This is a genomic window from Parerythrobacter aurantius (assembly GCF_045291475.1).
Classification (GTDB): domain Bacteria; phylum Pseudomonadota; class Alphaproteobacteria; order Sphingomonadales; family Sphingomonadaceae; genus Parerythrobacter; species Parerythrobacter aurantius.
Genome location: NZ_CP147985.1, coordinates 847609 through 862657, shown reverse-complemented (window position 1 = coordinate 862657; position 15049 = coordinate 847609). Strand labels below are relative to the sequence as shown.

The 15049-nt window shown below is 63.5% G+C and carries 13 protein-coding genes and 1 pseudogene; 3 read left to right on the top strand and 11 right to left on the bottom strand.

The window, feature by feature from the left end; translation table 11 throughout:
- Positions 1 to 6: 6 nt before the first annotated feature.
- Together traL and WAB17_RS04310 are read right to left on the bottom strand one after the other, a co-directional pair.
- Positions 7 to 294 (bottom strand): type IV conjugative transfer system protein TraL, encoded by a 288-nt coding sequence (gene traL / locus WAB17_RS04315; RefSeq protein WP_435418789.1) that lies wholly within the window; start codon positions 292 to 294, stop codon positions 7 to 9.
- A gap of 31 nt (positions 295 to 325) precedes the next feature.
- Positions 326 to 658 carry a hypothetical protein gene (locus tag WAB17_RS04310; RefSeq protein ID WP_435418788.1) on the bottom strand — a complete coding sequence of 111 codons (333 nt, stop codon included), beginning with the start codon at positions 656 to 658 and terminating at the stop codon, positions 326 to 328.
- A 367-nt stretch (positions 659 to 1025) separates the two neighbouring features.
- Here WAB17_RS04310 and WAB17_RS04305 point away from each other — a divergent pair, with 367 nt between their 5' ends.
- Together WAB17_RS04305 and WAB17_RS04300 are read left to right on the top strand one after the other, a co-directional pair.
- Positions 1026 to 1517, top strand: coding sequence for a hypothetical protein (locus WAB17_RS04305; protein ID WP_061921330.1), 492 nt, complete (start codon positions 1026 to 1028; stop codon positions 1515 to 1517).
- Positions 1510 to 1725: a helix-turn-helix transcriptional regulator gene (locus WAB17_RS04300; protein ID WP_435418787.1), complete on the top strand. Its 216-nt coding sequence runs from the start codon at positions 1510 to 1512 to the stop codon at positions 1723 to 1725. The genes WAB17_RS04305 and WAB17_RS04300 overlap by 8 nt, the downstream gene beginning before the upstream one ends.
- Before the next feature lie 344 nt (positions 1726 to 2069).
- Here WAB17_RS04300 and WAB17_RS04295 read toward each other — a convergent pair whose 3' ends face one another.
- From WAB17_RS04295 to WAB17_RS04265, 7 genes and pseudogenes are all read right to left on the bottom strand, one after another.
- Positions 2070 to 4037, bottom strand: a complete 1968-nt coding sequence (locus WAB17_RS04295; protein ID WP_435418786.1) for a heavy metal translocating P-type ATPase — start codon at positions 4035 to 4037, stop codon at positions 2070 to 2072.
- A gap of 4 nt (positions 4038 to 4041) precedes the next feature.
- On the bottom strand, positions 4042 to 7308 hold the full coding sequence (locus WAB17_RS04290; protein ID WP_145961024.1) for an efflux RND transporter permease subunit: 3267 nt from the start codon (positions 7306 to 7308) through the stop codon (positions 4042 to 4044).
- 58 nt (positions 7309 to 7366) lie between these two features.
- On the bottom strand, positions 7367 to 8512 hold the full coding sequence (locus tag WAB17_RS04285) for an efflux RND transporter periplasmic adaptor subunit (protein WP_435418785.1): 1146 nt from the start codon (positions 8510 to 8512) through the stop codon (positions 7367 to 7369).
- 11 nt (positions 8513 to 8523) lie between these two features.
- Positions 8524 to 9777, bottom strand: coding sequence for a TolC family protein (locus tag WAB17_RS04280; RefSeq protein ID WP_109808965.1), 1254 nt, complete (start codon positions 9775 to 9777; stop codon positions 8524 to 8526).
- 65 nt (positions 9778 to 9842) lie between these two features.
- Positions 9843 to 10181 carry a hypothetical protein gene (locus WAB17_RS04275; RefSeq protein WP_435418784.1) on the bottom strand — a complete coding sequence of 113 codons (339 nt, stop codon included), beginning with the start codon at positions 10179 to 10181 and terminating at the stop codon, positions 9843 to 9845.
- Between the two features lie 103 nt (positions 10182 to 10284).
- Positions 10285 to 10548: pseudogene (locus WAB17_RS04270) on the bottom strand (DUF3703 domain-containing protein); the annotation flags it as partial.
- A 103-nt stretch (positions 10549 to 10651) separates the two neighbouring features.
- A complete protein-coding gene (locus tag WAB17_RS04265; RefSeq protein WP_109808968.1) occupies positions 10652 to 11272 on the bottom strand; it encodes a cation transporter in 621 nt (206 codons plus the stop codon).
- Positions 11273 to 11339: 67 nt separating this feature from the next.
- Between WAB17_RS04265 and WAB17_RS04260 the strand changes: the two genes are divergently transcribed.
- Positions 11340 to 11735 carry a MerR family transcriptional regulator gene (locus WAB17_RS04260; protein ID WP_109808969.1) on the top strand — a complete coding sequence of 132 codons (396 nt, stop codon included), beginning with the start codon at positions 11340 to 11342 and terminating at the stop codon, positions 11733 to 11735.
- 226 nt (positions 11736 to 11961) lie between these two features.
- On the opposite strand, the gene WAB17_RS04255 is transcribed toward WAB17_RS04260, so the two are convergent.
- Entirely contained in the window at positions 11962 to 13182 is a 1221-nt protein-coding gene (locus tag WAB17_RS04255; protein WP_109808970.1) for a copper resistance protein B, read from the bottom strand.
- Complete coding sequence (locus tag WAB17_RS04250; RefSeq protein ID WP_435418783.1) at positions 13182 to 15002, bottom strand: copper resistance system multicopper oxidase; 1821 nt, start codon at positions 15000 to 15002, stop codon at positions 13182 to 13184. Before WAB17_RS04250 ends, WAB17_RS04255 begins: the two co-directional genes overlap by 1 nt.
- Positions 15003 to 15049 lie beyond the last annotated feature (47 nt).

The window sequence follows — 15049 nt, the reverse complement described above, 5'->3', positions numbered from 1 at the left end:
CCTCCCTCAGCCCGCCATCAGGCGGCAGTGGGAGGGCGGCGTGGCTTTCAGCCCGAGAAAGCTCCCGGGCAGGTACCAGTACGCAGCATGCACCAGTGCCGAACCGGCGCCGCGTGCCTTTGCCTTCCGCAAGGCAAGCCAGGCCCCGGCGGCCAGGCCGATACCGATGAAGATATGCTGCGAGAGAATGCCCCAGGCGAAGGGAATGAGAATCCCTGCAAACTCGTCGATGGTCCAGAAGCCGATGAGCTCCGGGTCGTCGAGCCGCCGTGGAACGAGGTACCTGTCGGCCATGCCGCCCTCCTGTCGTGACCGGATCCGCTGATCAGATGACCGCGGTCACGACCGAGGTGACGATCGGCACGCCGGTGCCGACACCGATCCCGACGCCGACCGGGACTGCGACCTGGCCGAGTGAAAAGCGCCCTGAGGCGAGACCGATCAGACCGCCCGCGAGGCTGAGCACGGTGATGATCTTGCCGCCCGAGCCTTCGAGAAAGTCGGTGAACTTGGTCAGCGCGGGATCGAAGGTGGTGTCGGCGCCGGCAAAGGCGGCACCGGCGCAGGCCAGCGCCACGCAGGTGGGAAGAATGTAGTCGCGGCCCCGTGCACGGTTGGGCGTGAGTTGCTGGGCCGAAAGGGCAGTCTTGGTGGTCATGGATGGAAACTCCGAGGGATTGAACATCAGCCAGCGATGCGTTCGCTGTATGTTCTTTCCTCTCCCCGGAGCCGGGCTGTAGGAAATCGGGAACTGGATTTTGGGGCTGCCGACCAAGCGAAAAGTGACATCGGGTGGTGCGATGGACGGGATTCGCGCAGGTTGATCGCGGATCAGCGCCGACTGTGCCGGCTTTGGCGCGAAGCGTGCCGCGATGCGCGTGAACGCGACCGGAATTTGCGCGAATCACTGAAGGAAGCTGATTCGTTCCTTCCTCCATGTTCTCTAGATGTTCTTTTCTTTTTCCTACAGGCTTCCTTCGCGGTTAGCCGGTGAGTCGACCACCTCTGGAGAAAAGGATTCGTCGATGACCAACATGGCGCTCTTTGCCGAACAACAGGTTCGCGCCGACCTCGCCCGGCTGCTTTTGGCTGCCGTCGAAGCCAGCGGCCGCGCCCGCTGCGACATCGCGCGCGATACGCAGATCCATAAGGACGCTTTGCGCCGCATCCTTGCCGGCGAGCGCTCGGCCAGCCTCGGAGAAGCCTTGCGCATTCTTGCCGCGAGCGGCGTCGCTCCTCATGCGCACCTGCTCCTCTTCCTCGTCAGTAGCGGTGATCACGCGATTGCGTGGCTGCAATCGGACCTCGCGCAGTTCTTCGAGGACTTTTCCGGTGAACTGCCTTCAGCGCTCGAACGTGTCCTGGGAAACCAGATTCACGACGTGAAGCCGCGCTGGGCCAAGGGCACCGCGCATCGCGTCGCACGGCTGCTTTCCGACCACATCGATGAGCTCGAGCGCAAGGACGCGCTACTCGGCGAAGTCTTCGCCGGTGCAGAAGGAGGTCATCGTGGGTAGGGAGATCGACAAGGGAGCAACCGAGACCCGGCGTGTGACGCGGCTCATCCGCTTGCCCGAGGTTCAGCACCGCGTCGGGCTTGGCCGTTCGACGATCTACCGTTGGATGGCCGAGGGCAAGTTTCCGAAGCCCGTTCAACTGGGTGGCTATGCGGTCGCCTGGGCGGAAGACGAGGTACAGGCCTGGATAGCGACGCGGCTTAAATGAAGGCGAACAGTCCAATCGGGCGATCTGGATCTGAATTTCGGGATGGCAGAAGCGTACGGGGCTTGAGGTCTTACGCCGGGACCATCGCAAACGGATCGAGGCCTGGATAAGCCCGATCGAGGCCGACCCATATGTTCGCATCGATCCAAGCAAGGGATCCTGGCCTGACCGCTTGGTTGCTGGCAGTTTTCAAGGTTTTTGCGATTTATCCTGCAATCCTTAAAAATCGGAAATTGCGGGATAAATCGCAACAGGCGCGGTCACATCACAATCTTCTTAAGTTCGATGCTTGCTTGCTACTGGCTTGCGGGGACGCGGGCCTGTCCGGAGCGCAAAAAACTCAACTATGGATCGTAGCGAAGAAGTCGCAACGCATTGAACACGACGAGGAGCGTCGATCCTTCATGCATTACGACAGCGGGCCCGATCCCAAGGCCGAATATGGTCGCAGGAACCAGCAGAGCGACAACGCCCAGGCTGACATAGACGTTCTGGCGGATGATACTGCGCGATTTGCGAGACAGGCCGACGGCAAAGGGCAGACGGCGCAGATCGTCTGCCATCAGTGCGACGTCCGCCGTTTCCAGCGCTACATCGGACCCGGCGGCACCCATAGCGATGCCGACCGTAGCGCGCGCCATGGCGGGCGCATCATTCACTCCGTCGCCGACCATGGCGACCTTCGCCTCCCGGCTGAGCGCCTCAATAGTCGCGACTTTGTCTTCGGGCATCAGGTCGCCGCGCGCCTCGTCCAGCCCCACTTCGGCGGCGATAGCCTCCGCGACCTTGGTGTGATCGCCCGAGATCATCAGCATCCGTTCAATGCCAAGCTTGCGCAGTTCCAGCAGCGTCTCTTGCGCGCCGTCGCGCGGCGTATCCATCATCCCGATTACGCCGAGATCGCGCCCGCCGTAGCGCACGGCCATGGTTGTGCGCCCCTTATCGCGCAGCGTCCCGATGGCATCGGCTGACGGTGTGCCGAGCGGTTCGAGCCCATCCGCGCCGAACATCTCCGCCTTGCCGATCCATGCCGTCTCACCGCCGAGCATGGCTTTCACACCGCGTCCGGTCAGGCTTTCCAGACCCTCGGCTTTACGATCCGCTGGTGCGTCCAGACGCGCTTTCCCATCCCGAACGACCGCTTGCGCCAACGGATGGTCGCTCAGCGCCTCGACTGCCACGGCGACTTGCAGCAGCTCATTTTCATCAATTCCCGGAGCCGGGATCACATCGGTTATCCGCGGCTCACCTTCGGTGAGCGTGCCGGTTTTGTCGAAGGCGATGGCCTTTAGCGTGCCGAGATCTTCCAGCGCTGCGCCGCCTTTCACCAGCACGCCGCCACGTGCTGCGCGGGCGACGCCGGACAACACGGCGCTTGGCGTGGCGATTGCCAGGGCACAGGGACTGGCCGCGACCAGTACGGCCATGGCACGATAGAAGCTCTCGCTGAAAGGCTCGTCGATCACCAGCGGCGCACAGAACAACAGCGCGGCCAGCAGTAGCACGAGCGGGACAAATATGCGTTCGAACTTATCGGTCATCCGCTGGGTGGGGGAGCGTTCGGTTTCCGCTGCAGCCACCAGCGCGGCAACCTTGCTGAGCGTGCTTTCGTTCGATTTACGCGTTACCTCGATTTCCAGCGCGCCGCTGCCATTGATGGTCCCGGCAAAGGCGCGCGAGACGGCATCGACGGCGCCGGCAGCCGTGCGCGCTGCGGCAGGATCCTCAACCGGACGTTTGTCGACCGGAATGCTCTCGCCGGTCACGGGTGCCTGATTGATGGCAGACTGACCCTTGATGATGAAACCATCGGCAGGCAGGCGCTCGTTGGGACGGACCAGCACGACGTCGCCGACGACAAGTTCCTCGACTGCGACATCGACCGGCGATCCGTCGCGCAGCACGGTCGCGCGTTCGGGTGCAAGTTCGGCCAGCGCGTCGATCGCGCGCTTCGCGCGGCCCATGGCGAAACTTTCCAGCGCATGACCCAGGCTGAACAGGAACAGCAGCAGTGCGCCTTCCGCGAACTCGCCCAGGATCGCCGCCCCCGCCGCCGCGACGAGCATGAGCGAATCAATCTTGAACTGGCGTGCCAGCGCATTCTCGACTGCTTCGCGAAGCGTGAATAGTCCGCCGAAAAAGTAGGCGGCGACATACCCTGCCAGAGGCACCCAGTGCGGCGCGGTGGGCACCAGCTTCTCTACCGCAAACCCCACCGCCAGCGTGATGCCGGAAAGGAGTGCGAAGGCCAGTTCTACGGGGAGGCCGAAAAGCTTGGCAACCCCATGCGCGTGATCGTGATTGTCAGCCATATATTCAGATCTCCCTAGAGGGATATTCGCGGCGTTCGGCGCGAGTCAGGTTGAGCCGGAGCATCGCTCGCCAATTCTCACGCCATCCGACATCTTGGCCGTTCGCGCGCAGCACCAGCCGGGCAATGGCAGGAAGGACGAAGAGTGTCAGCGCGGTTGCGGTGATCAATCCGCCGATCACGACAGTGGCGAGCGGACGCTGGACTTCCGCGCCCGTGCCGGTCGCAAGGGCCATCGGCACGAAGCCGAGCGAGGCCACCAAGGCTGTCATCAGCACCGGTCGCAACCTCGCCAATGCGCCATCGGTGATCGCCTCATCGAGAGGCAGTCCCTTGTCGAGCCGCTGGCGTATCGCGGTCATCATCACGAGCCCGTTCAATACCGCGACACCCGATAGGGCGATGAAACCCACGGCGGCGGACACCGAGAACGGCATCCCCCGTAAGGCAAGCGCGAAAACCCCGCCTGCCAGTGCCATCGGGATCGCGCTGAACACCGCCAGCGCTGGCACCCATCCGCCGAGCGCCATGAACAGGAGCAGCAACACCAGCGCGAAGCAGACCGGAACGACGAGGGCGAGCCTTGCCTGCGCGGCCTGGAGGTTCTGGTATTGCCCGCCCCATTCGATGTAGGAGGCAGCCGGCAGTTCGACGCTTTCGGAGACGCCTGCCCGGGCCTCCTCGACAAACGACCCGAGATCGCGTTCGCGCACGTTCGCCGACACGATCACCAATCGGCGACCCTGCTCCCGGCGAACCTCGGCGAGACCATCTACCACTTGGAAATCCGCCAGCGTGCGAAGCGGGACCGTGACCCCGCTTTCGAGGACTATGGGCAGAGCGCCGAGCTGATCGAAATCGTCCCGGGTCGCATCGGCAAGCCGCACGACGACATCGAACCGGCGGTCACCCTCGAACACCAGCCCGGCGGGGCGGCCGCCCAGCGCGATGGCCACGGACTGCGCGACCTCCTCCACGGTCAGACCATAGCGGGCAATCGTCGGTCGATCGAAGGCGATGTCGAGCGTGGGGAAGCCGGTGACCTGCTGGACCTTGACGTCGGCAGCACCCTCGACGCCGCGAAGCACCCCGGCCACTTCTCCGGCTGACCGGGTCAGCGCCGTGAGGTCGTCTCCGTAGAGCTTGACCGCTACGTCGCCGCGAACACCCGCGATCAGCTCGTTGAAGCGCAGTTCGATGGGTTGGCTGAACTCGTAGAGGTTGCCGACCAGACCGCTGAGCGATTCCTCCATCTCGGCGACGAGTTCGTCCTTCGACAGGTCGGGATCGGGCCACTCTTCGCGCGGCTTCAGGATGACGTAGGCATCGGACGCGTTCGGCGGCATCGGATCGCTCGCGACCTCGGCCGTGCCGGTGCGCGAGAAAACCAGTTCTACTTGTGGGAAGGTCTCGAGCCTGTCCTCCACCTGTCTCTGCATGGCGAGCGAGCGTTCGAGCGAGGTCGACGGTATCCGCAGCGACTGAACCGCGATGTCGCGTTCATCCAGCTGCGGTGTGAACTCGCTGCCGAGGAAGGTGAACACGAAAGCCGCTACGGCGAAGAGCCCGGCGCCCGCCCCGATCACCGGCCAGGGACGTGCGATGGCGCGGCGCACCGCCGGGCCATAGCGTTCCTTCGCCATCCGAACGGGCTTGACCTCCTTCTCGGTCAGCTTGCGATTGAGAAGCACCGCGATCATCGCCGGCACGAAGGTCAGGGACAGCACGAAGGCGGAGGCGAGTGCCAGCATGACCGTGATGGCCATGGGCGAGAACGTCTTGCCCTCGACCCCCGTGAAGGTGAGCAGCGGCGCATAGACCAAGAGGATGATCGCCTGGCCGTAGACGGTCGGCTTGATCATCTCCTGGGCAGCCAGCCGTGTCTCCGTCAGCCGTTCGCCGAGGCTGAGCAATCGACCTTCGCGGTGCTGCCTCGCAGCGAGCCGCGCGACGCTGTTCTCGACGATGATAACTGCGCCATCGACGATTAGGCCGAAGTCCAGTGCCCCGAGGCTCATCAGGTTGCCCGAGACACCAAGCCTGTTCATTCCCACCGCGGCCATCAGCATGGATATCGGAATGACCAATGCGGCGATGATCGCTGCCCGGATATTGCCGAGCATCAGGAACAGGACTGCGATCACCAGAAGCGCGCCCTCGACGAGGTTCTTCTCGACCGTGGCGATGGTCGCATCGACCAGCGACGAGCGGTTGTAGACGATCTCGGCGACCACTCCGGCAGGGAGCGAGGCGCGGACTTCTTCCAGTCGCTCGGCCGAGGCGGCAGCCACGGTGCGGCTGTTCTCGCCGCTGCGCATCAGGACCGTGCCAACGACCGCTTCCTCGCCGTTGAGCGAGGCAGCGCCGGTTCTGAGGTCGCCGCCGATGCGAACCGAGGCGACATCTCCGATCCGGATAGGAACGCCCTCGCGGGTCGCGACCACTGCCTGTTCGATGTCCTGTGTGCCCCCAAGCCGCGCATCGACGCGGACGAGCAGAGCCTCTCCTGCACGATCGACGAAGTTTGCGCCTTCGGCGAGGTTCGCCGCTTCCAGAGCATCGATCAGGGAGTCGAACGACAGACCGTAGCCGGTCAGACGAGCAGGATCGGGCTGGACCAGGAACTGCTTCTCGTAGCCACCGATCGAGTCCACGCCCGCCACCCCGTCGATGGAGCGCATGAGCGGAGCCACCACCCAGTCCTGCACCGTGCGAAGATAGGCTGCCTTGGCGACTTCGGTGTCGAGGCGCTCGCCGCGTTCGGTGATGAAGCTCCCGTCCGCCTGCCAGCCGGTTCGACCACCCTTGGGCGCATCGCGACCTCCCGGATACTCGTATTCGATCGTATACATGAGCACTTCGCCCAGGCCCGTCGAGATCGGCCCCATCGTAGGCTCGGCGCCTTCCGGCAGGGAGGCGCCGATCGGGGCGAGCCGTTCGTTCACCTGGCTGCGTGCGAAGTAGATATCGGTGCCTTCTTCGAAGATCGCCGTGACCTGGCTGAAGCCGTTGCGCGAGATCGAGCGGGTCATCTCGAGCCCCTCGATCCCGGCAAGCCCGGTCTCGATGGGAAATGTCACCTGCGTCTCTACCTGCGAGGGGGAGAGCGCGGGAACGCTGGTGTTGATCTGCACCTGTGTGTTGGTGATGTCCGGCACCGCATCGATCGGCAGGCGCAAAAGGTTCATGGCGCCGTAGATCGCGGCCAAGACGGTTAGGACGATGACCGCCCAGCGGAACCGCACGGCGATGTCGAGGATGGCCCCGATCAAACCGTGGCGATGGCTGGCCGAACCGGCGTGACTTCCCACGTCGGGTGTGAGCCCTGTCTCAGTGACCATGTTCGGCGCCCTCCTTCCCGAGTTCGGCCTTGAGCAGGAAGGCGTTGGCGACAGCGATCCGCCATCCCTCCTGGAGGCCGGAGAGAATCGTCACCATGCCTGCAGACCGAGTTCCGACTTGGACCTCGCGGGCCTGGAACCCGGTCTGCGTCCGGACAAAGACGACATCGCGCCCCTCGACCACCTGGATGGCGTCTTCCGGCACCGCGATGCGGTCGCGGTCGATCTCACCCGAAGGTCTGATCCGCGCCTGGAGAAACGCGCCCGGCTGAAGGCCAGGAACACCGCGCGACAACGACAGGACCGCAGTGGCACTGCGGCTTTCCGGATCGAGAGAAGGCGTGACCGAACGAACCCGGGCGCCGATTTCGCGGCCATCGCCGACGACCAGCACCGCCTCGTCACCAGGTTGGATGCGTGAGGCTTCAGCCGAAGGCAGTGCCACCTCGATCTGGAGTCCATTGGGATCGACCACGCGGTAGAGTTCTTCGCCGGCATCCACGAAGGCCCCCAGCACAATCGGTGCCGCGGTGATCCTGCCAGCGAGGGGTGAGGTGACTGCCAGCGAACGCCCGTCGCCGCTGACACCGGCTGCTGCTACTGCCGCCTGCGCCCGTTGCAATTCCGAACGCGCTACGCTGAGATTGGCCTGCGCGGCTTCCAGATCCTGACGGGCCGTGACATTCTCCTCGAACAAACGCCGTTCGCGTTCGTAGGCGGAGGACAGCTCGATCACCCGGGCCCGTGCCGCGCTGAGTTGCGAGGCAAGCGCGGCGGCATCCGCGCTCTCGATGCGCGCTACGATCTCGCCGCGCGAGACATAGTCGCCGAGCGTCTTGCCCACGGAGCGGACGACTCCCGAAGCGCGGGCGTCGATCCGCGCCGAAGCGGTGGGGCGTGCCGCGACCGTTGCCGGGAAGACGAGTTCGACAGCGGCTCCAGAACGCACTGCCGCCACCTGTATCCCGGCCTCGCTGATCTGCTCGTTGCTCAGCGTGACTACCCCCTCGGGTGTCTCCGCCTCCGTTTCTTTCTGCGCATGGTCGTCGACTTCGGCGGTCGGCCAGAAGATCAGCGTCAGCGCGCCGATCGCGATTACGATTCCGACGAGGATCGCAAGCTTTTTGCGTGTCATGGATGTATCTTTCATTGTGCGGCCAGCCCGATCAGTTCGGCTGCGGCCAGGCCCCTCTGCTCGCGGGCTGCGATAAGCGCCTCGCGGATCGTGTCGCGCGCCTCGGCGGCAGCGAGAACTTCGATCAGGGGGAAACGTCCGTTGCGATATCCGATGCTCACGAGGCGTAGCGCCTCCTCCGCCTGCGGGAGCGATGTTTGCGACAGGGTCTCGACGCGCGCTTCGGCACCAAGATACTTCGCTCGGGCGCTGGCAACCGCCTGCTCGTAGTCCGCGAGGGCTACGGCTTCGCGAGCGTTCGCTGCCCGCAACCGAGCCTCGGCAGCCGCAACGTTACCCTGGTTGCGATCCCGAAAGGGAAGCGGGATCGAAACACCGACGAGGAAGGCGTTATCGCCGCTTTCCCCGAAGCGCCGCACGCCCGCGGAGACTGTCGGATCGGGAATACGCAGACTTCGCTGCCGCTCGATTTCCGCCGCAGCAGCCGTGCTCTCGGCACGCGCAACCCTGTAGGTCAGGCTATCGGCCGCCCCGGCCATGAGGGAAGCGGGCGGGAGGATATCCGGAAAATCCGCCGGAACGAAGGGCGCTTCACTGCCCGCCCATAGAGCGGCAAGCGCAATCCGGGCCGACAGGCTCTCCGCCTCGGCCTCGACCAGATGCGCGCGCGCTTCGGCGAGGGCTGCATCCGCTCTCAGCGCGCGCAGAGGCGGCTCGCGGCCGACCTCCACAAGGACACCGGCGATGCGCGCCAGTTCGTCATTGCGCGCGACCACATCCTGCGCAAGTTCGACCCGGGCAGCAGCGGCAGCAGCCCTGAGGTATCGTTCGCGCACTAATTGTCCGAGTTCCACCGTGGTCAGATCGGCCCTGAGGGCTGCGAGTTCCGCCTGGGCTTCAGCCGCACCGACACGGGCGGAACGTTTGCCGCCGAGTTCGAGACGCTGGCCTACAGAGAGGGTATACTCGGTCGCCTGAAGGCCGGAAAAAGCCCCGCTGCCAGCGAGGTTCTCGACCTCGAAGGACACTTCGGGATTAGGCCGGAGACGGGCCTGATCGACAAGCGCCGCTGCCGCCTCGGATTCCGCGCGGGGTCCCACGAGGCGAGGGTTGGTGGCGGGGGTATCGGTCTCAATGGCAACCCCGCTGAGCTCGAGGGCGTCGTCGAGCGTGACGACACGCTGGGCCTGCGCGCTGGCAGATCCCGTGGACAGGGCGAGTATCAGTCCCCAGACGGGGACTGCTCGCCACGATATGGCGGACATGAATGACTATTCCTCTGCTGACGTTCAGTTCGGCGTCGGATCACTGGTCCGACGCGCGGCGAACGTCAGGCTCGAGGAGGGGGTGTGGTCAGTTCTGCCAGGCCAGAAGCGGACCAGGGTTGGTCGGCCGCCCGGAGCACCGCTACAACCTTGCCGAGCACAGCAGGTTTTGACGATTGGCCCACGGCCTGCGACGCGTGATGGCAATGGCCATGCGCACAGGTACCGTGCTTCTCCGGACCCGTGTCGTCATTGCCCGGCTCGTCATGCTGCTCAAGCTGAGATGCGACCGGAGTCTCTCCCGCGCATTCGGCCGCTTCCGCCACCGGAGTCCACAGGACACCGAATGCGGTGCACAGCGTGATCAGCTGCAGCAAGAAGGAGCGGGCGAAGAGCCGGGTCATCGCGTGTCCGATACCAGCGCGAACTCCACTACGGAAGAACTATTTTGAACGAGGAAATGTGATGTCATCACAAAGCGATAGTCCTCTCTAGCGCGTTTCTTTTTCACCCATCATTTCGATTTGTTGGTAGACCTAGCACACGTCTGATCTCCGGCTCTATTTCCATCCGGGTGAAAGCACTGACATTGGAACGGCCGGTGTTTCCGACCGGCAGCTTTCCTGTAGCGTTACCCAGGGGAGCGAGCGCAAGCCTGAACATCTGACCGCAGACCTCCCGCCAGTCTCCTACTCTCCAGGCAAGCCGCAGCATGCGCAAATGCGCGACGCAGTGCGGTCCGAAACGGTCTTGAGCGACCACGTGGGCGCGCTCGAGATGGTGTCAGGCTTCCTCGAAATTCTGCTCCTTCGCGGCCTTCGCTGCGCGTCGGTATTCTTCTGCGAGGAATGCATTCCTGCTGCTGATAGTATTGCTATTCATGGGCCAGCTCCCGCCGCGCCTGCCCGAATACCTCGATGCTTCCCCAGAACGCCAGTCCGGCCATGATCGAGGCGACCAGCAGGTCGGGCCATGCCTGACCCGTTCCGAAAACGCCGAGAGCGGCCCCGAGAACCGCGATGTTCCCGATGGCGTCGTTGCGCGAGCAAATCCAGACCGACCGCATGTTCGCATCGCCCTCGCGGAAGCGGAAAAGCATAAGTGCGACGATTACGTTGGTCGCCAACGCCAGCGTGCCGACTATTCCCATCGTCGAAGGCTCCGGATCGGCACCTGCTATGAGGCCATAGATGGCGTAGCCGATCACCCAGATACCGAAGGCGAGCATGGTTGCTGCCTTTATCAGAGCAGCTTTCGCCCGCCATGCGAGCGCCATCCCGGCAACGCCCAGGCTGATCGCATAGTTCGCTGCATCGCCGAAGAAATCGAGCGCGTCGGCCTGAAGGGAGCGGGAATCGGCAGCGATACCCGTTACCATTTCGACTATGAACATGGCTGCGTTCGCGATGAGCGCGATCCAAAGGGCGCGGCGCCAGCGCGGCTCATTGTGCGCAGCGGTATCGGGTTCCGGTGTCTGGCAGCAGGACTTGGCCATGCGGCTCTCCTTGCAACATTCGAGTCGCAAGCACATATGCACCTTGTAGCAACTACAAGGTCAAGCGATGCGTATCGGAGAACTCGCCAAAGCCACCGGCACCAAGGCGGAAACCATCCGCTATTATGAGCGTGAAGGTGTTCTGCCCGTCGCCGACAGGACTGATAGTAACTACCGTGATTATTCCGACAGCCATTTGGCTACCCTGACTTTCGTGCGTAGGGCTAGAGGCTTGGGATTCAACATGGTGCAAGTGAAAGAATTGCTCATGCTTTCCGATCACGACGACAAGCCCTGCGAAGATGTTGATCAAATCGTGCGGGATCATCTCGAGGATGTCGAACGCAAGATCTTAGATTTGCAGTCACTCCATGGCGAGCTTGGGCAGCTTCTTCATTCCTGCCGTTCGGACAGGGTAGGCGAGTGTCGCATTCTCGAAAGCCTCGCGCGCCCCATGCGTTGACAATGACTGGCGGAGGGTCGGCTTTGGACGTCATTGGATGCAGTCTCAGAAGACCGAAATGAGGTGCAAGGCGTACATTGATCCCGCCCTGACTTCAGTAGCCGCAGAACCAATGTTGAGTCCCAAAAAAGCTACGTGATCATCCAAATAGGATGTTCATTAGCTGTCCTAAATTGAACACAGCAAAAATGAAGGCCCGCCATTCGCCCACACTAAGCGGCGGTGTTCAAAACCAGAATCGGACGCCCACAACGTAGTTGGTCACGCTCGGATCCTCGCCCGCAATGCGGGCATAGTCGGCGCTTTGGCCCACCTTCCATTCCTGTTCAACGCCGACATAGGGCGCGAATTCACGCGCGAATTCGTAGCGCAGCCGCAGTCCGAGTTCGACCGATTCGAGACCTGCTCCGACACCCAGTTCGGGAATGTCCTGCGCTGACAGGTTCACTTCGGCGCGCGGTTGCAGGATCAGGCGCTGGGTAATGCGCTGGTCTAGTTCGGCTTCCACACGTGCCGTCAGATCGCCTTTGGTGGACAGGAACGCGGCCGCGTCGATCTCGAACATATAAGGTGCAAGTCCCTGCACGCCGATGACGGCATGGGTGCGTTCGGGACCGGTCAGGTCCTGTCGAACACCAGCCTGCAGGTCCCACCAAGGACCGATCGCGTGGCTCCAAAGGCCTTGGATTTCGGCGGACTCGGGCTTCTCTCCGAAGGTACCTTCGCCCTCGCTTTTGAACCAGAATTTGTCGAGGTCGCCGCCGTAATAGCCTTGCACGTCCCACAAGTAACCATCGCCACCTTCCCGTGCGCGATACTCAGCCCGATCGCCCTGGAACCAGAACACGTTCATCCCGCCGTTCTCGGCGCGCAGAGCATCGCGCGAGGCGCGCATCGCTTCGGCGCCCCAGATCGCGTCGGCGGCGCGGGGCGGTCCCGATCCCGCCGCTGCCGGAGGCGGTCCTTGTGGGATGGGTGTCATGTCCATCGTGCCATGGTCCATGGCTCCGTGGTCCATGTCTCCATGGTCCATCGTCTGATGGTCCATCGGCGCTTGGCCGGACGATTGCATCCCTTCATGGCCCATCGCCGCGTGGTCCATGCTTTCCATATTGGAATGTTCCATCGCCGGCATCTCGCTATGATCCATCGCCGAATGGTCCATGGCGGAATGGTCCATTCCTTCCATTTGAGCGTGGTCCATCTGCGAATGATCCATGCCAGAATGGCCCTCGTGCCGATCGGCGGAGACTGGTTCCCCCGGTGGCGTGGCAGGCTCACAAGCCCCCTCGGGCACCGGATGGCCCATGGCGCGATGGCGTGCGGCTTCCTGTTCGCATTCGGTCTGGGCTGGCGATTGCGCGCTAGGCAGCGCGTGACCTGAATGGTCCTGTGCGATAGCGGGAGTTGCGGCGCTCGCGAGGAGCATGGCGACGACCAGGCGCATCAGTCTTCTCCCACCCGCTTCACATCGGGTGCCGAAGGCGGCTTGGCGACGGTCACGATCTGAAACATGCCCGAATGCATGTGGTAGAGCAGATGGCAGTGGAAGGCCCAGTCGCCCTGTTCGTCGGCGGTGAGGTCGAAGGTCGCGCTGCCGCCGGGCTGGACGATCACCGTGTGCTTCTGCGGCTGGCGATCGGCAGGCGCGCCGTTGACCAGTTCGAAGAAATGGCCGTGCAGGTGGATCGGGTGCGCCATCATCGTGTCGTTGACGAGTTTGACCCGCACGCGTTCGTTATAGGCGAAGCGGATCGGATCGTCGCTCACGGCGGTGAACTTCTTGCCGTCGAACGACCACATGTAGCGCTCCATATTGCCGGTCAGATGAATCTCCATTTGTCGTGACGGGCGGCGCAGATCGTCGTTCGGTTCGAGCGCGACAAGATCTTTGTAGTTCAGGACTTTGTGCGGCACGTCGTCCAGCCCAAGGCCAGGATCGCCCATGCGATCGACCGGATTCATCGACACCATGTCGATACCGGGGCCGACCTTCACACTGGGCGGCAGCAGGGACGTGTCGCGCATGTTCATGCCGCTCATATCCATTCCGGACATCGGATCGGGGGTCGCACCCTGCGATGACATGTCATGGCCCATGGCCAAATGATCCATGCCGGCCATGTCGCCGCTGCCATGGTCCATTCCACCCGACCCGTGGCTCATACCCATGTCCGCCATCGTCAGAAGCGGCGGATCGCGCAAGGGCGGGATAGGAGCCCGCGCGCCGGGACGCGAGGCGAGGGTCGCCACCGCCATGCCCGACCGGTCCATGCTCTCGGCCACGATTGTCCGCGCCTCACCGGTCGGCTCGACAACGATGTCGTAGGTCTCCGCCGTGCCGATCTGGAACTCCTCGACCTCGACCGGGCGCACGTTTTGCCCATCGGCGCCAACCACCCAGAACTTCACCCCGGGAATGCGGACGTTGAAGAAGGTCATCGCGCTGCCGTTGATGACGCGCAGCCGCACCCGCTCGCCGGGATTAAATAGGAACTCGAGACCCTCTTCCGGGCCGCGTCCGTTGGCGAGATAGGTGTAAGTCGAGCCCGTCACGTCCAGGATGTCGGTCGCCATCATGCGCATGCGCGCCCACATCCGCCGGTCTTCGCCAGAGAGTGGATAGTCGTCGGTCCAAGTGTTCTGCTGGTAATTGAAGTAGCCTTCGCCCTTCTTCAGCTTGTCCATGATGGTGTGCGGGTGGAGCGGGGTGAAATCGCTCAGCAGCAGCACGTAATCGCGGTCTGCCTGCACCGCGTCCGGGCCGGAGGGTTCGACCACGATCGGCCCGTAATGCCCCGCCTGTTCCTGCAGTCCCGAATGGCTGTGCCACCAGTAGGTGCCGTGCTGGCGAAGCGCAGGGATGTCGTAGACGAAGGTCTCACCCGGCTTAATCCCGGGGAAGCTGACGCCAGGGACGCCATCGAACTGGAACGGCAGCAGCAGGCCATGCCAATGGATCGAGCTGTCCTCATCAAGAGTGTTCGTGACCGCCAGGCGAACCGGCTGACCTTCGCGCAGGCGCACCAGCGGACCGGGCACGCTACCGTTCACGGCGACTGCGTGTCCGCGGCGGCCCTGCACGACGCGCGGGCCTTCGCCGATGGTCAGCGCGATGTCCCGACCCGAGACTTCATCGAAGCCAGCGCGGATGGGGCCGCCGCCGTGAAGGTCGGCGCCGCGGGCCCAGGCCGGCAGGGCCAAGGCGCCTGCACCGACCGCTCCCGCTCCCAAAAGTCGTCGACGCGAAACCAGCAATTCACTCATGGGTCTTGCAACTCCTTCGGCCGCTGACATATATACCCCCCAGGAGT